The following is a 19,585-nucleotide window of genomic DNA, read 5'->3' as shown; positions in this document are numbered from 1 at the left end:
GAATGTGGCGGGCGAGCTTCGAGTCGTTGTCTCGGTCCGGCTTGTCGATGAACGTAAAGATGAGGGCGAACCGGGGGATGAGCGCGGGCTCGAGGGCGGTCTGCTCGCCGATGGGCTCGTACTGATCGAAGCGGCCGTACTTCGGGTTGGCCGCACCGATAACCGAGCACCGGGACTTGAGCGTCGCGTTGATACCCGCCTTGTTGACGCTGATTTGTTGTTGTTCGAGTGCTTCGTGACTAGCCGACCGGTCCTCGCTCCGCATTTTATCGAGTTCGTCGATGGCCGCGACTCCGCGGTCTGCGAGCACGAGCGCCCCCGCTTCGAGCGTCCACTGCTGGCCGTCTCCAAAGTCGTCGCGAACAGCACTCGCGGTGAGTCCGGCCGCTGACGACCCTTTTCCCGAGGTGTGGACCGACCGAGGGGCAATAGTGTCAACATATTGTATTAGCTGACTCTTCGCCGTTCCAGGGTCGCCGATAAACAGCATGTGGAAGTCCCCACGGATGCGTGTCCCGTCCGGTAGGTGTTTGGTGACGCCCGAGAACAGTTGGAGAACCATCGCGAGCTTCCGCTCGTCGTAGCCGAAGATCGACGGTGCGACCGAGTCGACCATCTTCTCGTAGATGTCGGGTTCGTTCGAGAGTTCTTGGATGGCCGCAACATCGTCGTCGGTGATCTCCATGTCCTCGAAGTCTTCGTCCTCGACGGTGACCGACACGCCCTCCATGTAGTAATCGAAGACTGGCGTCTTCTGGTTGCCCGACGACTGTTGCTCGATGTGGAGAATGCCCGTGACAGTGACGTGGTCACCGGCGGTGACCTTCCCTGTGATGTCGTCGACGAGGTTGATGTCGATGCTCTGTGGCGTCTCGCCACCGCGCAGGCCTTCTGGGGATTCCTGGACGCGAATCTTTTGGGAGTCAACGAAGTTCGACTGGTCGAAGTCGATTTGGAACGGGCCCTGACGCTCACAGCCCTGACACTCGTGGGGTTCCTGAAAGCCTCCATCACCCTGTGGGATGTAACTCATCGTCCCGCAGCGCTGGCACTCGAATGCGGCTTCCGTAATCTTCGGGCGCACGTCCGTTGCCTTCCGGACGATCCCTTGGACAGCGATGAGCGTCCCGATGTGGTCGTCGTTGACTCGGATGTCGCGGATGTCGGTGGTGTCCGGGAGATTCTGGAGGCGTACGTGCGCCTGCCCGAGTTTCACGTCGGCGGGGAGGTCGAACAGACGGAGGCCCTCTTCGGCGTACTCCTGATACTGCCCGGGTTTCTCGACGTAGTCGTCGGCGAGCTCGGGGTCGTGGTTGTACAGGTCGTCGTAGTCGATATACAGCGAGCGCTTTTCTTTCGGGTACTGCTGTGCGAGCGTCCCGATCTCGTTCCGGTAGTAGTCGCGGTAGAACGCGATGAAGCGCTCGGTGAGATCTCGATTCTGCGGTCCGGGTGTGGTTGCTGACATTGGTGAGGCGCGATTTTCACGCGTGAATAATCCGTGTCCAACCGTTCAGACCGCCGAAAGCGACGGTGGACGACGGATTGGACGACGGCGTTGTGACTGACTGAAGCTTGCTTACAACTGCTACTACAACTGAACTTACACCGGATGAAACGGCGGTGGGATGGTCTCGTGAAAGAAAACCATCTCAGCGAGCCTCCTCTGATTCGCCGTTATTCACGCGTGAAAGCACGCCGTCGCCGTTCACGTGGTCGAGATCAACGCGGAGTTTCTTCCCGTCGGACTCGCCGTAACTGAAGCCGTCTTCCTGGGCGGCGAGTTGCATGAGCTTATAGCAGTACCCAGCCGAGGGCTCGCCGTCGAACACCGACCAGAGGACGTCGTCGTACGTGATGGAGAATCGTCCGTTTGAGGCGTACGCTCGCTCCATCACGTAGTCTTGGACACGCATGATGCGCTCTTCGCGAGAGAGTTGGTCGTACGGTGTCGTCTCGTCGGGTAGGATGGCCTCGAGCTTGCCGACGCGGAAGACGAGCCGTTCACGCTCTTGTTCAGACTCAGCGAGGTCCTCCCGAAGTGCCTCGATTGTGTCGGCTTGGTCTTCGATGAGTTCGAACGCACGGGTCATCCGCTCACGCATGAGTTCCTCGCGAGCTTCCAACTCTTCGACGCGGTCTTCGAGGTCACTCATTCCGACCACTCCTGGTGGCGCTGCCACGCTCGATAGTCGGCGCGCGTTCCGTACTCGAAAGCAAGCGCGATGGACGCGACGTACCCGAGTCCCAGCCCGAGTGCAAAGGCCTCATTCGCTGGCCAGAATGCTCCAAACTGTGCGGCCACAAGTACGGCAAGTAGTCCAAGGTCGGCCCCGCTCTTGCGGCCGTAGCGAGTGTCGTGGACTTTAATGAGTTCGAGTGTCGGGGGGCGCTCACTCATCGTCGAGCACCTCCACGATCTCGTGGCCGTTTTTATGCTCGTCACAGACGGTCCGGAGACCCTTCTTTGGCACTCGAACCTTTGCGGTTGCGTGCTCGTAACACCCGAGGCAGCCGCACCCGGGTGAGCGGGAGATAGCCATTTAGGCCCACCCCTCATATTCAGGGACGTAGGCAGGTTTTGCAGGCTGCTGATAGCTCGCTTTTATGTAGCCTGCGCTCAGGTTAGTAATCATTATACGCCGCGTGGCCCATCCCGAAACCATGCAACGACGCGCCGCGGCTATCTCCGTCGTGTTCTTCCTGGTCATCGGTGCCGGTGCATACTCACTCATCGCGACTGCATCGACGCCGTCGATCAGTTTCGAGAACCCCGAGTACTCGCTGGCACAGGGAGACGAATTCTCTGTCCCCAACAGTGACCAGACGTTCACAGTGTCGTCTATTACCGAGGAAGAGGAATCTGGCGGCCACGGTGGTGGCACCACAATCGTCCGCTCAGGTGAACTCACCTACGTAAACGACTCTGCCCGTTTCACCGAGACGTGGGACAACGCGAGCACGATTACGCTCGCCGGCACGGACTACCGTGTCGAAGTCCCGAACGCCTCCAACCCGAGCGAGGCGACGCTGGTCGAGATTCGAAACGACACGGCAATCCTACAGAACGACCCGAACGCCGACAACCAGACAGTCACCCGAAACGGTGAGCGCTACGTCGTCGTCAACGGCTCGACGCTCGTCCCCGCCGGAGAGTACTTCCCGGCCAACGAGACGCGCACCGTCGCCGAGGGCGACTCGTTCACCTACGACAACCATTCGGTCACCGTCGCCGCTGTCGAGACGAGCGGCGTGACACTCGAATGGTTCGCCTCCGAAGAAAAGAAAATCGAGGTTAGTAACGAGGCGAACGTGACGATCGACGACCAGAAGTACCTCGCGTACTTCCCCGCGGGCGGCGAAGAGATGGTCCTGACCACGAACTACGATAGCTACGAGCGGCAAGTGGTCGAGATCGAGCAGTTCCACGAGACCGAAAACGGTCTGTGGGGCATCGCAATCGTCTCGTTCACGGCTATCGTGTTCCTCATCGGTCTGGCGTTCCTCCCGTCGCGGTACTGAACGCGCCGCCGTCTCACCGTTTTTCGCGTGTGTTGCCTACGCCGAGCCACGCGATTCCCACCCCGACTGCGACCGACGAGACTGCCCCGAAAATCTGGAGGGCAGCAATGGCCACACCACCGCTTGCGTAGCGCCACGGCGCACCGACGAGCGTTCCGACTCCGACGAGAACGACGAAGACGCCGACTGCGATGACGAGCCACGCGCTCCATCGGGTCGCGATTCTACTACTCATAACCATTGCTAGTTCGCCGTATGAGGACAAAAATGGACGCGAGACGCGACTGGACGTGAGTGATAACTGAACGGCGAGACACAATCAGATGTGAGTGACAACCGAACGGCGAGACCGCAGGTACCCGAAAGAACGACAGACGACGGTTGACCCTCCATTCGAGCCGAAGAAAACACTCGCCGGTGGAATTGTTGTTCGAGGTGAAATAGGGGGGTTCGACCGGCCTACCGACGGAGGAAGTCGAGCAGTTTGTAGTCGTGGTCCGGCGTGTAGGTGCGGAACAGGAGGCTGTTTGCCAGCACGGAGACCGACGAGAACGCCATCGCGCCGGCGGCGAACACCGGTTGCAGGAGACCGAGCGACGCGAGTGGAATCATCGCGGTGTTGTAGCCGAGCGCCCAGAACAGGTTCTGTTTAATCTTCGCGAGCGTCCCTGCGGAGATACGAATCGCCTTCACCACGTCCTGTGGGTCGTCGCGCATGAGCGTCACGTCCGCCGCTTCGATGGCCACGTCGGTCCCAGACCCGAGTGCAGTACCGACGAATGCGGCGGCGAGTGCGGGCGCGTCGTTGACGCCGTCGCCGACCATCATAACCTTGGTGCCGTCCGCTTGCAGTGACTCGACGGCGTCGGCTTTGTCCTCGGGGAGGACGCCCGCGCTGACGTTGTCGGGGGAGATACCGACCCGTTCGGCGACGGCGCGGGCGGTCCGTTCGTTGTCGCCGGTAATCATGTGGACAGAGACGCCACGTTCGCGGAGCGCAGTGACTGCCTCGGCAGCAGATTCCTTGACCTCGTCGGCGTCGGCGACGACACCGGCGAGTTCGCCATCGACGGCGACCAACATCGCGGTCTTCCCGTCGTCTTCGAGGTCGCGGAGGGTGTCTTCCGCCGGTTCCGGGTTGATACCGTCTTCGGAGAGGAGTTTGCGGTTACCGACGAGCACAGTTACTCCGTCGACGGTGGCGCGGATGCCGTGGCCGGGAACGTTCTCGAAGTCGTCCGGGTCAACGAGGTCGATACCTCGGTTCTCCGCGCCATCGACGATGGCGCGCGCGAGCGGGTGCTCGCTGTTTCGCTCTGCGGACGCGGCGTACCGGAGGACTGCGTCCTCGTCGAGGGTCTCGTCCTCGCCAGTCGTGACGACGCCCGACCCGTCGGCGGCGGGACTGATAGCGACCACGTCGGTCAGCGTCATCTCACCTTTCGTGAGCGTGCCGGTCTTGTCGAAGACGACTGTCTCCACGTCTTTGACGCGTTCGAGGATGTCACCGCCTTTGAACAGGACGCCGTTCTGTGCGCCGATGGCTGTCCCGACCATCGTTGCGGCCGGGGTCGCGAGTCCGAGGGCGCACGGGCACGCGATAAGTACGGCCGAGGCGAAGACGACGACGGCGAACTCGAACGTAGAGATTGCTCCGCCAGCGGCGGCCGGACCGCCAGCGATGAGTCCCCAGACGGGAAGCGACTGGATGAATCCGGCCAGCGCCTCGGGAAAGAGGAACCAGACTGTTCCCCAGAAGAGGGCGTTGACGATGACCGCCGGAACGAAGTACGCCGAGATGCGGTCGGCGAGGTTTTGAATCTCCGGTTGGCGGCCCTGTGCCTCCTTGACCATCGAGACGATTTGCTGGATGGCCGTTTCGGAGCCGACTTTCGTCGCTTCGACCACGAGGACGCCGTTTTGGTTCACCGTCGAACCGACGACTTCGTCGCCGGACTCTTTCGAGACGGGGACGGACTCCCCGGTCACCATCGATTCGTCGACCGCGGAATCACCGTCGACGACGACCCCGTCGGTTGGAATCTTCTCGCCAGGGCGGACTTTCATCCGGTCGCCGACTTCGACCTCGTCGAGGGGAACCTCGCGTTCGGTTCCATCGTCGTCGACGAGCGTCGCCGTGTCGGCTTCGAGTTCGAGAAGCGTCCGAAGTGCCTCCGAGGCCTGTCCTTTCGAGCGCGCTTCGAGGTAGTTTCCGAGCGTGATGAACACCAAGATGAGTGCGGCGGTGTCGAAGTAGAGGCTCCCGGCGAGGAGACCGACGAGCACGGCGACCGAGTAGAAGTACGCCGTCGACGACCCCATCGCGATGAGCACGTCCATGTTGGCGGTGCGGTTCTTCACGACCGCCTTGTAGGAGTTCACGTAGAACTCGCGACCGAGAACTACCTGCACTGGCGTCGCGAGGGCGAACCCGAGCCATCCAATCGGGATGCCGATTCCGGGAATCGTCTCGGGAAGCCCCGCGGTCGTGAATAACTCGACTGCGAGCATCCCCAAAAGCGGCAACGAGAGCACTGCGCCGAAGAGTGTCAGGCGCTTTTGGCGACGAATCTCCTCGTTTCGAGCGGCGTCGCGGGCGCCTTCGGCTGACTCGCCGTCGTCACCCTCATCTTCGCGAACGGGCGCGTATCCGGCGTCTTCGACCGCCTGATAGAGGTCGTCGAGGCTCACGTCGGTCGGGTTGTACGTCACGTGCGCCTCGTCGGTAGCGAAGTTAACCTCGGCGTCGATGACGCCCGGAACCGATTCCAGCGACTTCTGGTTCGCGTCCGCGCAGTTCGCACAACTCATGCCGGAGATGCCGACGGTACGTGTCTTCGAGACTGCCTCGTAGCCCGCTTCCGAGATGGCGTCGTAGATGTCTCTGAGCGATACCTCCTCTGGGTCGTACTCCACGGTCCCTTCGTCGGTGGCGAAGTTGACCGTGGCTTCGGACACTCCGTCGAGTGCCTCGACCGCTTCCCCGACGGTGCGCGAGCAGTTCGCGCAACTCATGCCGCGGATATCCAGGTGTGTCGTTCGGCTACTCATGTTAGTTCTAGATACGTGACCCTCTCTTACCTCGATTGTGCCTTCGGAACCCAGCGGGAAGGGGCACCCGAACTTTCGATTCCAAACTTAACGAAACCGAATGCCATCGGCCATCCGACCCCCGCGGCCGTCTCAGTTTTCACTCGCCTGTGCGCCCGCTTCGAGTCGGTCGTACCGGTCTTCGAAGCGACCCAGACAGGACGAACAACAGAAGTGATAGAGCGTGCCGCCGATACGAGCGCGCTCACCCTCGCTCGTCACGGTGTTACCGCACTCCGCACACTCCAGCGCAAATCCGGTTCCGTTGACCGTCGGCGTCCACTCTGCGGACTCGACGAGGCTAACCTCGTAGTCGCGAACGGTCGAGAGGTCCAGCAGTTCGTGCAACTCGGCGCGAATCGAATCGCTGCCCAGTCTGGCGTGAAACGTCACGTCTCCGTCGGCGGAGACGAACAGGTGTTCGACGGGTTCGGCATCCCGCAGCGTGTCGCGTACGTCGTCGACAAATGCCGGACGGACGGCGAGTCGGACGAGGACGGGTGTGCCACCCGAGAGCGTGGATTGGTCGAGGTCGACGGTGAACCGCCGGATGACTCCCTCTTCGCGGAGGCGGTCGATTCGGTCGGAGACTGCTGGTGCGGAGAGGTCAACTTCGGCCGAGATGTCGCTGAACGGTCTCCGAGCGTCTTCGGCGAGGAGTTCGAGGATACGGAGGTCCGTCTCGTCGAGGTTGCGCATGGACCTCAGTTGGCACTACGAGGAAATAGGTGTTTCTCGGATTTTGCTTTTGATTCCAAAGTCGGCGTCCGCGAACACCCAATAAAACAAAAGGAAACCCGACTAAATTGAGAGGGGCGTACGTTGTATCGATGAGTACGACAATCTCAGTTACGGGTATGACCTGTGAACACTGTGAGCAACGCGTCGCAGAGGCACTCGCCGAGGTTTCGGGTGTCGCTTCCGCGACCGCCGACCGCGAGGCTGAAGCCGCGACGGTCGAAGGGGACGTTGACTCCGCTGACCTCGTCGCCGCCGTCGAGGACGCGGGCTACGAGGCGAGCGTCTGAAGCGGCCGACGAGTGCTTGAGTGCCCTACGAGCGTCTAAACGCGCTGTGCGTTCTTGAGTGCGCGCCGTATCGCGCTGTTTGAATTCCTCTCGGTTCGTCAGTTCGTGTCCCGATGCGTCGGCTTACGTAGTTATTCGATAGCTGGCAGAGGCACACCGGTACTTCGCCGGTCTCTCGTCTTCGCCGTCTCGGCGACCGTTTCGACGCGACTGTCGTCGTCAAAGACCGGGATGGGTGGAGGGGACCCGGCCGAGGTACGGGACATCTGGAACGAGGCATGTGTGCGTGGGGAAGTAGATACGGCATCGCAGGGAATCGCAGCACTGCCACGTTCCGAGTAATTGTATGGAGAATTGAATATTCAATCGCTGGGTTGGTATGTGAACTCCGGTCCTGATGGCCGTCAGTCGTGGTCATCGATGTCGCCCATCGCCTCGACGATTTCGCCGAGTAATTTGCTCTGTCCGCGACGGAGGTTCTTCGAGACGGCGGTCTTGGAGATGCCGAACTCGTCGGCGAGTGTTCCGAGGGTCGCCTCACGCGGGGTAGTGAAATACCCGGTTCTGTGGGCGGTTTCGAGTGTCTGACGTTCGACCGTCGACAGGGACCGACAGGCCTCTAACATCGACTTTGCCGGTCCCACGTGCTCGATGAGGTCGAAGTAGTCCTCGAACGTAATCGTCGCCCGCGACTCGACGGTAAAATCGTTGTGCCGGTCGAGTTCCGAGAGCGCGTCGCCGACCACGTCGTTCTGGTCGAACCCGATGTGCCAGCGTTCACTTCCGTTACTGGCTTCGAACGCACCCGTGAGATACCCGTCGTTTTCCCGAACCGCTTTCATCGCGTTCGTCTGGTCCGCCGCGTTCTTGATGATAGCCTGGTCTCCCCGTCGAGAGAGCAGGCGGTAGTCCTTCATATTGTGATGCCCGCGGAGTGTTTCGAGGCTGGCGTCGAGCGTTTCGACGCTCTCCGCTTTCACTAACACGCGCGCCTCGAGCTGTTGCCGGGCCGTATTAAAATCCCAGTGGAGACCGGTAAACGAAACCTCGTGTTCCACCGTGGTGTCGATGTATGGACAGTCGTACTGTACCATATCCAACATGAGCGATTCCATGCTAGGAGTTGTCAATATTCATTATAGATAAGCATTTTCATGGGCCGTGGTTTCGGCCTCAGAACGCGGATTCGGGTTTATAGATAAACCCTTGTCACTTTATCCGCCCGTTGTGTCATTTGTTATCTATGGTCTCGGATTCACACGAAGACCCGTGTCGACACTAGTGGATACCAATGTCATCACCACACACACCATTCGATAGGCGTACCATGCTCAAAGCAATCGGTGGAACCGCCCTCGCAGCATCGCTCGCAGGGTGTTCGGCGCTCGTCGGCGACGACGAGCCGTCACAATCCGGGGAATCGGCCGATGTTCCCGACAAGCCGATTCAGGCGGGCCTTCAAACGTTCACGGAGGGTGCTGCTGCCGTTCTTGGGTTACAAACACAGTACGGTGCGGAACTGGCAGTGCAGCGAATAAACGAGGCTGGTGGTATCGCAGGTCGAGAGATAACGCTGGAGGTCGTCGAAGAGGCCGACGCCCACGTCGAGAACTACAAACAGTTCGTCGATGAGGGGAAAGACGTGACGTTCGGCCCCATCTCGAGTGGCGGCCACGCTGCGCTCGCCCCAGAAGTCGAAAACCAGGGCGTGGTGAACGTCGGAACCGACGGGACGGTGACGACGTTGTACGAAGAGACGGTTCCGGACCCGACGTACTCGTTCCGGTTCCAGAACCACGACGTAATGGAGTGCGTCGCCGCCGCCCGAGCGGCCGTTACTCGACTCGGAGCGGACAACATCGACACCATCGCGGGAATCAATCCGAACTACGCGTTCGGGAAAGACGAGTTCGGCACGTTCAAGCAAGCTATCCAGAAGCTGACTGGTGCGGAAGTCGTCTACGAGGGCTACCCCGACCTCCTCGCAGAGGACATGTCGACTCACATCACCGAAGTCAACAATAACCAACCGGACGTGACGTTCTCGTCGAATTGGGGCGGCGACGCCACTACGCTGTTGAATCAGGGTGCGGCGAACAACATGTTCGAAAATACCCGCCTCGTCGGCTCCGTTCTCTACAGCGCCGTCAACGACCTCAGCAAGGACGTCGTCGAGCAGGCAAACGCCGTCTCCGGGTCGAGAAACTTCTACTGGGGAGAACCGACGCCGTCCCGGTGGAAGCCCGGGAAGCAACTCCTTACAGCAGCACGCGACCAGTGGGATATCGTCCCGAGCGCACACTTCATGAGTGGCTATGGAGCGGTAACCGCTTGGGCGACCGCCGCCGAGAAGGCCGTCGAACTGGCCGGTGGGTGGCCCTCGCAAGAACAGATTGCGCGGGCGCTCGAAGGCCACGGCTTCTACACGCCCGCGGGCTACCACGTCATGGGCATGGGCCACCAGGGCCTCTCGAACGCCTACTACGGCGATATGGTCTGGGACGACGACCTCGGCGCACCCGCACTCGAGAACGTCACGATGAACAGTCCACCCGAACTCGCCCCGCCACCGGGCGTTACGGCATCCGATTGGATTTCGAGTTGGTGACGCACCCGATTTTGACACTATGATAGGACTCGAAAACTTCGTCACGCACACGCTCCACGGAATCCAGTACGGGTTCGTCTTGTTCCTCATCGCCTCGGGCCTGACCATCGTCCTCGGCATCCTCGACGTGTTAAACCTCGCACACGGCGAGTTGTTCGCGCTCGGTGCCTACGTCGGATTCTCCATCATCGGGTATTTGACTGGGCTCGTCGCCCCGCCCACGACGCTTTCGACACAGCTCGTGTTCCTCGGCATCGTGCTCCTCGGAGCAATCGCGACTGCGGCGGTGCTCGTTCCAGTTGGGGTGTTCCTCGAAACGACGTTCTTCCGACCGATTTACGAGCGCGACGAGGTGTATCAAATCGTCCTCACCTTCGCGTTACTCCTCATCATCAAGGACGTGAACAAGTTCATCTGGGGCCCATCGCCGCTCCGACTGCAGGACGCTTACGGCGGTATCAACTCGATACCCCTGATGTCGCTCGTCGGACTCACGTATCCGACCTACAACGTGGTCATCATCCTCCTCGGATTGGTGACCGTCGCGGCCCTGTTTTGGTTCTTCAACCGGACTAAGACTGGCCGAATCATCCGCGCGACGGCCATCAACCGTGAGATGGCGACCGCAATCGGTGTCAACACCAGTCGAACGTTCACACTCGTATTCGCACTCGGTGCGTTCTTCGCAGGATTCGCCGGTGCACTTGCGCTCCCACCGCGATTCGCTAGCCTCGACATGGGGGCGAACCCGCTCGTGCTGTCGTTCGTCGTCATCGTCATTGGGGGACTTGGAAGCCTCCGCGGTGCCTTCGTCGCCGCACTACTCGTCGGCGTCCTGAGTCGGTGGGCCATCTGGCAGTACCCTCCGGCGGAACTCGCAGCCCCGTTCGCAATCATGGCAATCGTCCTGCTCGTCCGTCCGGAGGGGCTCTTCGGCACGTGGGGTGAGGTGGCATGACTGAACGGTCGCGCCCGGGGCTGGTCTCTCACAATGGAGAGACACGCATCCGTGTGATGAAGGGTCTCGAACTCACGAAGCGGCAAGCCGTACTCGTGCTCGTAGGGTTGCTCTTCGCATTTGCCATCCCCGACCTCGCATTGATGACGCCGAGTCTGCAACTGACCGTCGTCCACCAGGGACTCCTGTTTGGTCTCGCCGCGGTCGGACTCAATCTCCTCCTTCGCCACACGCGACTGGTGTCGTTCGGTCACGCGGCGTTCTTCGGCACCGGTGCGTACACCACGGCCGTGCTTGCGGCGAAGTACGACGTGAGTTCGTTTACGGTTCTTCTGGTCGCTGCGGTCGTCGTAGCGACGCTCGTCGCGGGGATTATCGGGTATCTCTCGCTTCGCCACACGGGACTGTACTTCTCGCTTCTGACGCTGGCGTTCGGGCAACTCCTGTACGCGCTCGTTCAGGGACAGTCCTTCTTCGGGTCGAGCGACGGACTTCCGGTTCGCCCCGGCGAGGCGCGCCAACCACTCGTCTTCGGTCTCGCACTCGACCCGGAGGCGTACGCAGTGGTCCTGTACTACCTGACTATCGTTATCCTCGTGGTGTCGCTCCTCGTGATGTGGCGGCTGGTGAAGTCGCCGTTCGGGAACGCCCTCGACGCCATCGGACAGGACCGAACCCGCGCACAATTTATCGGAATCCCTGTCCGTCGGTACGTCTGGACCGCGTTCGTCATCTCGGGTATCTACGGCGGCGTCGCGGGCGCGCTCTACGCGATGGTCCAACAGCACGTCAGACCCGGTCCGGTGTTGTACTTCCTGCGCTCGGGAGACATCCTGTTTATGGCTATTCTCGGCGGCTTCCAGACCCTACTGGGCCCGCTCGTGGGTGGTGTCATTCTCGTGTTCTTGCAGGACGTTGGACGCGACGTGACCGCCTACTTCGACGCACTCACTGGATTCGCGCTGCTCGTCATCGTCTTCGGACTCCCGCGTGGACTCGTCGGGTCGCTTCGGTCTGGTGGTCTGTTGTCCGGTGCGGGTCGAGATTTCCGAGAAGACCCGACAGTTATCACAGTGTGGGTCTCGAACGGGCTGGCTAGCCTCATCCGGTCTGTCCGGGAGTGGATTAGCGACGTCCGGTCCGCGCTGGGGGTGCGGTAAGATGCTCCGCGCGGATTCTCTCCAGAAGTCGTTCGGCAGCGTCCGCGCCACCGACGATGTAACCGTCGAGTTCGGGAGGACGGAGGGCGAGATGGTGTTTATCGTCGGTCCCAACGGGGCCGGAAAGACGACACTCATCAACCTCCTGACTGGACACCTCGAACCGGATTCTGGGCGCGTGCTTCTCGACGAAGAGGACGTGACACAACTCTCTCCAGACGAGCGCGTTCACGCGGGACTCGTGCGGAGCTTTCAGGTCGTGAAACTTTTCGAGGAGATGACCGTCCGCGAGAACGTGCGGACGGCGGTCCTCTCGAAGCAACGGCTCACGCGAAGCATGTTCAGCCTCAAAGACGAACACGACGGGGTCGAGTCGACTGTCGACGGACTCATCGACAACTTCGGACTCGCAGAACACGCCGACACGGTCGCCGAAGAGCTCGCGCACGGGACGCGTAAACTCCTCGACGTTGCAATGTCGTTCGGTCTCGACCCGGAGTATCTCCTTCTCGACGAACCCACCGCGGGAGTCTCGACGCGAGAAAAGGAGTACGTCATCGACACGATTGCCGAGGTGAGCCGCGAAGAAGGCGTCACGACGGTCACAATCGAACACGACATGGATATCGTCACCGAGTATGCCGACCGAGTCGTCGCGCTCCATCAGGGCGGTATCCACGGCGAAGGACCACCAGCTATCCTTGAGACGGACGACGAACTCCGTCGCTTACTCTTGGGGGTGGAAGCATGACGCTCCTCGAACTGACCGGCGTCGACGCCTCAGTCGCCGGGTTCGATGTCACGCACGACGTGTCGCTCACGGTCGGCGAAGGCGAGGCCGTCGGTCTCGTCGGTCGCAACGGCGCTGGGAAGACGACGACATTCAGGAGCATCATGGGTCTCGCAGACGTGACCGGTGGCTCGATTCGCTTCCGTGACGAGGAGTTGACCGACTTGCCAGCCGACCGTATCCCCGGCCGCGGACTCGGCTACCAACCCGAAGACCGCAAACTGTTCACGGGGATGACCGTCGACGAGAACCTTCGATTGCCCATCTGGTCGCTCGGCGACGAGCGAGGAATCGAGGACGAAGACGCCGTCGTAGACGATGTTTACGAGGTGTTCCCGGAACTCGAAGAGCGCCGTGAAGCGAACGTCGAGAACCTGAGTGGCGGGCAAGCGAAGATGACTGCGGTCGGGAGAGCGCTCGCGCTCCAGCCCGACCTGTTGCTCCTCGACGAACCGCTGGAAGGACTCGCACCCGTAGTTGTCTCGAACCTCAAGCAACATATCACGGCCATCAACGACCTCGGCATCGCGGTCTTGGTTGCCGAGTCGAACGCGACCCACGTCCCCGATGTCGTCGACCGAATCTACGTCATCGAGCGTGGCGAAATCGTCGCCAGCGGTGACCCGAACGAACTCGTCGAAGAGCCGGAGATTCAGAAATTAATGCAGGGAAGCGGGATGTAGGCACGGACTGAGAGACACCGAAGGCCGGTGCCTTCTAACCCAGTGACGCACGCGCTGGTGACGCCGAGCGTGGCGAACACGCGTCTTCCCCGTCTGTTTATATATGAACCACGTCACTTTCCGTCCAATATTGTCATGCTATACCTATGCACAGAGAACTACTTGCAACCGAGTTCCTCGACCGGGCACGGAGGTACTACGGTGAGATGGACGCCGTGGTGACGACTGCCGGAGACCGAGTAACGTACGACGAACTCGGTGACCGAGTCGACCGACTCGCTGCGGCGTTGCAAACCCGTGGTGTCGAGAAGGGGGACCGCGTCGCGGTCATCGACCCCAACACGCGGTACCACCTCGAATCGGCGTATGCGACGCTTCAAATCGGGGCGGTTCACACCCCGTTGAACTACCGACTGACGCCGAACGAACTCGACTACATTGTCAACGATTGCGAGGCGAAAGCCATCGTCGCCGACTACGAGTACACAGAGAAGATAGACGCCATCCGCGACGAGATTCCGACCGAGGTGTTCGTCACCACCGACGCCGACGCGGTCGCAGGCGCTTCGACGGCGGGCGCGTGGGAGGATTTCGACACGGTCGTCGCCGACACCGACCCGGACACGTACGACCGACCAAGTATGGACGAAGCCGATATCGCGGCCATCAACTACACCTCAGGGACGACGGGGAACCCGAAGGGCGTGGTGATGACACACCGGGCGGAGGCCATCCACACCTACACCTCCGTCGCCCACCAGGAGATTCGCGACGACGACGTGTACCTCTGGACGCTTCCGATGTTCCACGCGAACGGGTGGGGGCATATCTTCTCTCTTACGGGAATGGGTGCGACTCACGTCTGTACCCGCGGTGTCGGCCCTGCCGATATCTTCGAGACAATCGTCGAAGCGGACGTTTCGTACCTCTGTGCCGCGCCGACGGTGATGAACATGCTCGTCGACTACTACCGAGAACACGAACCGGAGACGCTCGGCGACAACCCACTACGTATCGCATCCGGTGGTGCCGCCCCGCCGGAGGCGACGATACGGACGCTCGAAGACGAGTTCGGGTGGCACTTCAAGCAGATGTACGGTCTCACCGAGACGGGACCGCTCATCGTGTCGTCCGACTTCCGTCGCTTCTACGACGACGACAGCGACTCTCGGTTCGCCATCAAGAAGAAGACGGGAATCGGTTTCATGGGGTGTGAAGTCGCGGTCGTCGACGAAGACGGCGAGATGGTGCCCCGCGATGGGGAGTCCATCGGCGAGGTTGTCGTTCGCGGCAACCAGATTCTCGAAGCGTATTGGGACAAGCCCAAAGAGACGGAGAAGGCCTTCAACGACCGTATCAAGGGGTGGTTCCATACGGGCGACCTCGCAACGGTCGACGAACGGGGCTTCCTCACGATTCAAGACCGCAAGAAGGACATCATCATCTCCGGCGGCGAGAACATCTCCAGTCTCGAACTCGAAGACGTTCTGCACGACCACCCGGCCGTCTCGGAAGTCGCAATCGTCCCGACACCGAGCGAAAGGTGGGGCGAGTCACCGAAGGCGTTCGTCCTTCCGACCACCGGCGATGCACAGAACCCCGGCGTCACCGAAACCGAATTGGAGTCGTTCATGCGCGAGTCGCTCGCCGGCTACAAAGTGGTCAAAGAAGTCGAGTTCGTCGAATCGTTGCCCACGACGGCGACTGGAAAAATCCAGAAGTTCGAACTCCGCAAGCGCGAATGGCAGGCCGAAGACCGGATGGTCGGTGAGGGATGAGCCGGTCGATGAAGGCTAAGATTGGTGGATAGATGCGACGCTGCGGTTCACATATGACCCCATCTCTTATTTGATAAGTGTTCAAATAGTAACATATGAATTTGGTAGCACACGACGCGAATTCGGCAGATGGGACTCGTCTTCGAGTCTGGGAGCGTACTCCCGAGAGTGCGGACGAAGCCGTACTGTTCCTTCACGGGGGTATGACCTCGTCGCAGGCGCTTCTCGCGCCACCCGTCCCGGACGACGATTCGTACTCGTGGTTGCATCGTGCGGCCGAGCACGGACAGGCCGTTTTCGCGGTCGACATCCGTGGCTACGGCGAAAGTGAGCGACCACCGGAAATGCGGGTCCCTCCCGAGGAACACGGGCCGCCGGTTCGAGCGAGCGACGCGGCGATGGATGTCGAAGCGGCCTACGAGTTCGTCCGCGAACGATTCGGCGCGGTCCACCTCGTCGGTATCTCGTGGGGGACGATGACCGGCGGCACGTTCGTTACGGAGTCGGCCCCCGAACTCGAATCGCTCGTCCTGTGTGCGCCCGTGTACGTTCCACCGTACGACTTCGAAGAGGGGCTTGCCGGACTCGGTCTCGAACCCGACCTCGACGCGTACTACAAAGAGGAGAAATCGACGGTGATGAAACGACAGGGGATGGAAGAGACGACACCCCTGTTCGAGGCAGTCTGGGAAACACAGGTCGCCTCGAATCAGGGCGTCGAGGGAGAAGACGCGTACATCGCGCAGACGGGGGCACTGGCCGACGTTCGAGCCGGGTGTAACGGAAACCCGGTGTACGACGCGGGGGTTATCGAGGTTCCGACGCTCGTCGTCCGCGGCAGCGCCGACCCAGTCGCACGCCGGGACGACGCGCTCACGCTGTACGACGAACTCGGCGGCGACGAGACTCAGTATCTCGAAATCGGCGGTGGCACCCACTTTATGATGCACGGTCCGCACAGACAGGCGTTGTACGACTCGGTCTACGACTTCCAACAGCGCATCTGAAGCCCGACAGCGAATCTGTAGCAATCCATCCACAACTGGGACCTCCTTTCGAGCACCCCCCGAGACGGACTGAGTGTGCTCAAACATCCGGCCGGGTTCGAGGTCGGCGTCCTGTTTATCGACGCGCTCAATCTCCAGATTGTCAGTGCGGATTTCGTGTGCGAGACCGTCTCGGTCGGCGCGATGCACCTCTCTGCGGCCGAGGTGTCTTCGCCGCGTGTGGCAGCGGTGACACGGTGGTTGAGTGTCGCTGACGGTGATTGTCACCACACCACGACCCTTGGTTGGGTGTGTCTCACATCCAGGGTACACGTACAAGAGGTTCGACACCAAAGCCTGACTATGTCTCGACCGAGCGACGACGACTTCCAAAGACCGGTTCCAACCGACCCGATAGATGACACGCCGACTGTCTTCTGTTCACGGTGTAACGAGGAATGGGACCTCTCGTACGAGTTGGACGAATTACAACTCGGCAATCAGTCGGTCGAACAGTTTGCACTGGACCACCACCGCCACACCGGACATTTTCCGGACGGTGTCACCCCGTGGGTCGTCAGTTGTCGCCAGTGTCCGGACGGTGAGCAGTTCCTCTCCGAGACGCCCGCTCGGCGCTGGGCGCGAACACATGCCCGTCACACGCGACACGATGTAGCACTCAGTCATGCAGACGACGAGCAGTCAATCATCGCGCCCGAATAATCCGACTCGCTCCGGTTCGGGAACGAGTCGTTCCGCGTCTCGGGGTCAGTCCCCGCCGACGCCAACGTCTGCTGCCGTCGGGTTAGTCACGACATTCGCGTGCTCGACCGAGAGTCGCATCTTCGTATCCGTACTCTCCGAGGGGACGACCTCGAAGCCAAGTCCGAGATAGACGTGAATAGCCCGTCGGTTCTCCGGGGCGACGTGGAGTACAAGCGCTTCGAGGCCTTCGACTACGGCCTCGGCGACGATGTGTCGACAGAGTTCGGTTCCAATACCTCGGTTGTGACTCTCCTGATGGACGAACACCGCGATTTCTGGCTCGGGGTCGTCTTGCGGCACGTATGTGACGTGGCCGACGACGCTCTCGTCACCGATGGCGACGAGATTGCGGCCGCGCTCGGTTAGTCCTTCGAGCCATTCGGCGACCCGCGCGTCGTCGACTGGCGGAAGCCCCATCGACCGGTGTTCTATGGCGTAGTCGCAGTACATCTCGTTGAGTGCCTCCCAGTCGGTTGGCTCGTACGGCCTGATGACGAGTCCTGTTCCCTGCGCGTCGATGAAGCGTGGGCAGCGTGGCGGACAGTAGGGCGTACCAGTACAGTGGCTCGGATCCCAAAAGGCGGGTTCACTGCCCTCTCCGGTGGTACTGGCCATAGTAGAAAAATACGTCACTCACCCATTTGATAATGTGTCACATTCTCATTCTATGGGATTCGTCTACAACGACCTGCTGCCTTCGTTTTGCGGTGGTCATCGGACTGGTCTATTACGTTTTTAGGACTCCCTAAAATCCGAAAATTGTTTATCCACTTAGGTTAGCCTAAAACCTATGAACACAGATGGAGACGACTCGGGGAACTCGACACGTCGGTCGGTGTTCACCCAGCGGACTGTAGAAATACTATCCGACGCTGACGAACAACTCTACGACGCCGACTGCGCCGCCAACATCGTCTCTGGTGAGTTCTAAATGACGAGCACTGACCCGGGCGAAGTGACCGCCGTGGACGACACGGGTGACACTTCTGAACTAACTGACACTGTCGACGTGGTCATCGTCGGCGGTGGCCCGTCAGGATGCGCCGCCGCCGTCTTTACGGCCCGATACGGTCTCGACACCGTCGTCTTCGACCGCGGGAAGTCAGCCTTCCGGCGGTGTGCCTACCTCGAGAACTATCTCGGATTCCCCGCTGGCATCGGCGTGGATACGTTCTCCCAGTTGATGCACGAACACGTCGCCGAGGCCGGAGCCGACTACGTGCAGGACATGGTGGAATCCGTGGACTACGCCGACGGCGAACCCCGCTTTATCGTCGAGACGCAAGATGGTCGCCGCGTCGAAACCGACCAGGTCGTCGCGGCCGCGTGGTACGACGGGGAGTATCTTCGCGGACTCGATGGCGACGACGCGATGTTCGAACTCCACGACCACCACGGCGAGGAACACGAGCACTTCGACTCGTCGTACGCCGACGATAACGGGCGGACGCCGGTCGATGGACTGTACGTCGCCGCCCCATCAGGTGCCCGCAATGCGCAGGTAGGAATTGCCGCCGGTCACGGCGCGCACGTCGCCCGGTGTCTGCTCGAAGACCACCGGAGTGAACAAGGATTCCCCGGCGACCTCGCTGCACACTACGATTGGCTTCGCCCAGACAGCGAGTTCCAAGGTGAATGGAGCGACCGCGACCGCTGGCACGAGTGGTTCGACAACCAGATTCCGAATGACACAGACATCGCAGACGACACCGTCACCGACCTCCGCGAATCCTACATCGACCGTGCCTTCGAGACGCGCCGGACCGACGCGGAAGTCGAAGAAGCGGAATCGCGCGGTCTCCGGCGACTCGTCGAGACGATTGGGACCGAGCGAGTCCTCGATGCAATTCCGGACGAGACACTCCATTCCTATCACCGTGAGCACGAACTCGGAGGTGCTGAGTCGTGAGCGGAGCAGGCAGCACGGGGCAGGCGGGGCAAACGGAGCAGTCGATACCGAGCCGGTTGTTCGGTTGGATGGACGCTTCGCTCGTCTCGCTTTGTGTCGGGAGTCTCATCATCGTCGTGCTCGGCGGACTCGTACAGGTTAGCTTCGGCGCGTTCTCGATGAGTATCGAAGAGGCGTGGCGTGCCGTCTTCGACCCCGCGGTTATTTTCGACCCGCAGGTCTGGCAGGTGTTGCTATTCGGCGGGGAGCTTCCGGAGCTCGGGAAGCGGAGGCCCGACGGCTGGGAGCGCCGTCTCCCACCCGGCCTC

At 60.9% G+C, this 19,585-nt stretch carries 22 protein-coding genes and 1 pseudogene; 13 read left to right on the top strand and 10 right to left on the bottom strand.

The features are described from left to right. The 4 genes from QT222_RS19605 to QT222_RS19590 form a co-directional block, all read right to left on the bottom strand. Positions 1-1,468: minichromosome maintenance protein MCM (locus tag QT222_RS19605; RefSeq protein ID WP_491478126.1), on the bottom strand; the 1,468-nt coding region annotated here is incomplete at its 3' end. Between the two features lie 184 nt (positions 1,469-1,652). Next, complete coding sequence (locus tag QT222_RS19600) at positions 1,653-2,156, bottom strand: hypothetical protein (protein WP_491478125.1); 504 nt, start codon at positions 2,154-2,156, stop codon at positions 1,653-1,655. Further along, the gene (locus tag QT222_RS19595) at positions 2,153-2,401 is read right to left on the bottom strand and encodes a hypothetical protein (protein ID WP_491478124.1); all 249 of its coding nucleotides are present in this window, start codon (positions 2,399-2,401) and stop codon (positions 2,153-2,155) included. Before QT222_RS19595 ends, QT222_RS19600 begins: the two co-directional genes overlap by 4 nt. Further along, entirely contained in the window at positions 2,394-2,543 is a 150-nt protein-coding gene (locus QT222_RS19590; protein ID WP_491478123.1) for a hypothetical protein, read from the bottom strand. The genes QT222_RS19595 and QT222_RS19590 overlap by 8 nt, the downstream gene beginning before the upstream one ends. A 121-nt stretch (positions 2,544-2,664) precedes the next feature. Between QT222_RS19590 and QT222_RS19585 the strand changes: the two genes are divergently transcribed. Further along, positions 2,665-3,522, top strand: coding sequence for a hypothetical protein (locus tag QT222_RS19585; protein WP_491478122.1), 858 nt, complete (start codon positions 2,665-2,667; stop codon positions 3,520-3,522). Positions 3,523-3,535: 13 nt separating this feature from the next. Here the strand turns inward: QT222_RS19585 and QT222_RS19580 are convergent, their stop codons facing one another. From QT222_RS19580 to QT222_RS19570, 3 genes are all read right to left on the bottom strand, one after another. Beyond that, positions 3,536-3,757, bottom strand: coding sequence for a DUF8123 family protein (locus QT222_RS19580; RefSeq protein ID WP_049917473.1), 222 nt, complete (start codon positions 3,755-3,757; stop codon positions 3,536-3,538). 224 nt (positions 3,758-3,981) lie between these two features. Next, the gene (locus QT222_RS19575; RefSeq protein ID WP_004059111.1) at positions 3,982-6,573 is read right to left on the bottom strand and encodes a heavy metal translocating P-type ATPase; all 2,592 of its coding nucleotides are present in this window, start codon (positions 6,571-6,573) and stop codon (positions 3,982-3,984) included. 132 nt (positions 6,574-6,705) lie between these two features. After that, positions 6,706-7,311: a winged helix-turn-helix transcriptional regulator gene (locus QT222_RS19570; RefSeq protein WP_004059113.1), complete on the bottom strand. Its 606-nt coding sequence runs from the start codon at positions 7,309-7,311 to the stop codon at positions 6,706-6,708. 131 nt (positions 7,312-7,442) lie between these two features. Here QT222_RS19570 and QT222_RS19565 point away from each other — a divergent pair, with 131 nt between their 5' ends. Continuing rightward, positions 7,443-7,640 (top strand): heavy-metal-associated domain-containing protein, encoded by a 198-nt coding sequence (locus QT222_RS19565; RefSeq protein WP_004059115.1) that lies wholly within the window; start codon positions 7,443-7,445, stop codon positions 7,638-7,640. Positions 7,641-7,771: 131 nt separating this feature from the next. Here QT222_RS19565 and QT222_RS19560 read toward each other — a convergent pair whose 3' ends face one another. Next, positions 7,772-7,906, bottom strand: coding sequence for a hypothetical protein (locus tag QT222_RS19560; protein WP_269321945.1), 135 nt, complete (start codon positions 7,904-7,906; stop codon positions 7,772-7,774). A 138-nt stretch (positions 7,907-8,044) separates the two neighbouring features. Further along, the gene (locus tag QT222_RS19555) at positions 8,045-8,755 is read right to left on the bottom strand and encodes a helix-turn-helix domain-containing protein (RefSeq protein ID WP_004059116.1); all 711 of its coding nucleotides are present in this window, start codon (positions 8,753-8,755) and stop codon (positions 8,045-8,047) included. A gap of 212 nt (positions 8,756-8,967) precedes the next feature. Between QT222_RS19555 and QT222_RS19550 the strand changes: the two genes are divergently transcribed. The 8 genes from QT222_RS19550 (at position 8,968) to QT222_RS19515 (ending at position 17,326) form a co-directional block, all read left to right on the top strand. Next, positions 8,968-10,248, top strand: coding sequence for an ABC transporter substrate-binding protein (locus QT222_RS19550; protein ID WP_491478121.1), 1,281 nt, complete (start codon positions 8,968-8,970; stop codon positions 10,246-10,248). A 19-nt stretch (positions 10,249-10,267) separates the two neighbouring features. Then, on the top strand, positions 10,268-11,206 hold the full coding sequence (locus QT222_RS19545; RefSeq protein ID WP_004059118.1) for a branched-chain amino acid ABC transporter permease: 939 nt from the start codon (positions 10,268-10,270) through the stop codon (positions 11,204-11,206). Beyond that, entirely contained in the window at positions 11,203-12,366 is a 1,164-nt protein-coding gene (locus QT222_RS19540) for a branched-chain amino acid ABC transporter permease (protein WP_231512859.1), read from the top strand. The genes QT222_RS19545 and QT222_RS19540 overlap by 4 nt, the downstream gene beginning before the upstream one ends. A 1-nt stretch (position 12,367) precedes the next feature. After that, positions 12,368-13,117, top strand: coding sequence for an ABC transporter ATP-binding protein (locus QT222_RS19535; RefSeq protein WP_004059120.1), 750 nt, complete (start codon positions 12,368-12,370; stop codon positions 13,115-13,117). Beyond that, the gene (locus QT222_RS19530) at positions 13,114-13,839 is read left to right on the top strand and encodes an ABC transporter ATP-binding protein (protein ID WP_004059123.1); all 726 of its coding nucleotides are present in this window, start codon (positions 13,114-13,116) and stop codon (positions 13,837-13,839) included. The genes QT222_RS19535 and QT222_RS19530 overlap by 4 nt, the downstream gene beginning before the upstream one ends. A 146-nt stretch (positions 13,840-13,985) precedes the next feature. Continuing rightward, on the top strand, positions 13,986-15,617 hold the full coding sequence (locus tag QT222_RS19525) for a long-chain-fatty-acid--CoA ligase (protein WP_491478120.1): 1,632 nt from the start codon (positions 13,986-13,988) through the stop codon (positions 15,615-15,617). Positions 15,618-15,712: 95 nt separating this feature from the next. Continuing rightward, complete coding sequence (locus tag QT222_RS19520) at positions 15,713-16,624, top strand: alpha/beta hydrolase (protein ID WP_491478119.1); 912 nt, start codon at positions 15,713-15,715, stop codon at positions 16,622-16,624. A gap of 342 nt (positions 16,625-16,966) precedes the next feature. After that, a complete protein-coding gene (locus tag QT222_RS19515) occupies positions 16,967-17,326 on the top strand; it encodes a DUF8062 family protein (RefSeq protein ID WP_049917474.1) in 360 nt (119 codons plus the stop codon). Positions 17,327-17,371: 45 nt separating this feature from the next. Here the strand turns inward: QT222_RS19515 and QT222_RS19510 are convergent, their stop codons facing one another. Further along, on the bottom strand, positions 17,372-17,983 hold the full coding sequence (locus tag QT222_RS19510) for a GNAT family N-acetyltransferase (protein ID WP_491478118.1): 612 nt from the start codon (positions 17,981-17,983) through the stop codon (positions 17,372-17,374). Positions 17,984-18,158: 175 nt separating this feature from the next. On the opposite strand from QT222_RS19510, the gene QT222_RS19505 reads away from it, so the two are divergent. The 3 genes and pseudogenes from QT222_RS19505 to QT222_RS19495 form a co-directional block, all read left to right on the top strand. Then, entirely contained in the window at positions 18,159-18,299 is a 141-nt protein-coding gene (locus QT222_RS19505; RefSeq protein WP_491478117.1) for a hypothetical protein, read from the top strand. Next, positions 18,300-19,277 (top strand): NAD(P)/FAD-dependent oxidoreductase, encoded by a 978-nt coding sequence (locus tag QT222_RS19500; protein WP_004059132.1) that lies wholly within the window; start codon positions 18,300-18,302, stop codon positions 19,275-19,277. 68 nt (positions 19,278-19,345) lie between these two features. After that, positions 19,346-19,585, top strand: a pseudogene (locus QT222_RS19495) (iron ABC transporter permease); the annotation flags it as partial.

It is taken from the genome of Haloferax sp. s1 (genome assembly GCF_058382125.1).
The sequence above is the reverse complement of the archived record's forward strand: the minus strand, read 5'-3'. Positions and strand labels throughout refer to the sequence as shown.

Bases quoted from the DNA above. Each gene is read 5' to 3' on its own strand.
- QT222_RS19600 (WP_491478125.1), bottom strand. From the start codon at position 2,156: ATGAGTGACCTCGAAGACCGCGTCGAAGAGTTGGAAGCTCGCGAGGAA.
- QT222_RS19595 (WP_491478124.1), bottom strand. From the start codon at position 2,401: ATGAGTGAGCGCCCCCCGACACTCGAACTCATTAAAGTCCACGACACT.
- QT222_RS19590 (WP_491478123.1), bottom strand. From the start codon at position 2,543: ATGGCTATCTCCCGCTCACCCGGGTGCGGCTGCCTCGGGTGTTACGAG.
- QT222_RS19585 (WP_491478122.1), top strand. From the start codon at position 2,665: ATGCAACGACGCGCCGCGGCTATCTCCGTCGTGTTCTTCCTGGTCATC.
- QT222_RS19580 (WP_049917473.1), bottom strand. From the start codon at position 3,757: ATGAGTAGTAGAATCGCGACCCGATGGAGCGCGTGGCTCGTCATCGCA.
- QT222_RS19575 (WP_004059111.1), bottom strand. From the start codon at position 6,573: ATGAGTAGCCGAACGACACACCTGGATATCCGCGGCATGAGTTGCGCG.
- QT222_RS19570 (WP_004059113.1), bottom strand. From the start codon at position 7,311: ATGCGCAACCTCGACGAGACGGACCTCCGTATCCTCGAACTCCTCGCC.
- QT222_RS19565 (WP_004059115.1), top strand. From the start codon at position 7,443: ATGAGTACGACAATCTCAGTTACGGGTATGACCTGTGAACACTGTGAG.
- QT222_RS19560 (WP_269321945.1), bottom strand. From the start codon at position 7,906: ATGTCCCGTACCTCGGCCGGGTCCCCTCCACCCATCCCGGTCTTTGAC.
- QT222_RS19555 (WP_004059116.1), bottom strand. From the start codon at position 8,755: ATGGAATCGCTCATGTTGGATATGGTACAGTACGACTGTCCATACATC.
- QT222_RS19550 (WP_491478121.1), top strand. From the start codon at position 8,968: ATGCTCAAAGCAATCGGTGGAACCGCCCTCGCAGCATCGCTCGCAGGG.
- QT222_RS19545 (WP_004059118.1), top strand. From the start codon at position 10,268: ATGATAGGACTCGAAAACTTCGTCACGCACACGCTCCACGGAATCCAG.
- QT222_RS19540 (WP_231512859.1), top strand. From the start codon at position 11,203: ATGACTGAACGGTCGCGCCCGGGGCTGGTCTCTCACAATGGAGAGACA.
- QT222_RS19535 (WP_004059120.1), top strand. From the start codon at position 12,368: ATGCTCCGCGCGGATTCTCTCCAGAAGTCGTTCGGCAGCGTCCGCGCC.
- QT222_RS19530 (WP_004059123.1), top strand. From the start codon at position 13,114: ATGACGCTCCTCGAACTGACCGGCGTCGACGCCTCAGTCGCCGGGTTC.
- QT222_RS19525 (WP_491478120.1), top strand. From the start codon at position 13,986: ATGCACAGAGAACTACTTGCAACCGAGTTCCTCGACCGGGCACGGAGG.
- QT222_RS19520 (WP_491478119.1), top strand. From the start codon at position 15,713: ATGAATTTGGTAGCACACGACGCGAATTCGGCAGATGGGACTCGTCTT.
- QT222_RS19515 (WP_049917474.1), top strand. From the start codon at position 16,967: ATGTCTCGACCGAGCGACGACGACTTCCAAAGACCGGTTCCAACCGAC.
- QT222_RS19510 (WP_491478118.1), bottom strand. From the start codon at position 17,983: ATGGCCAGTACCACCGGAGAGGGCAGTGAACCCGCCTTTTGGGATCCG.
- QT222_RS19505 (WP_491478117.1), top strand. From the start codon at position 18,159: ATGAACACAGATGGAGACGACTCGGGGAACTCGACACGTCGGTCGGTG.
- QT222_RS19500 (WP_004059132.1), top strand. From the start codon at position 18,300: ATGACGAGCACTGACCCGGGCGAAGTGACCGCCGTGGACGACACGGGT.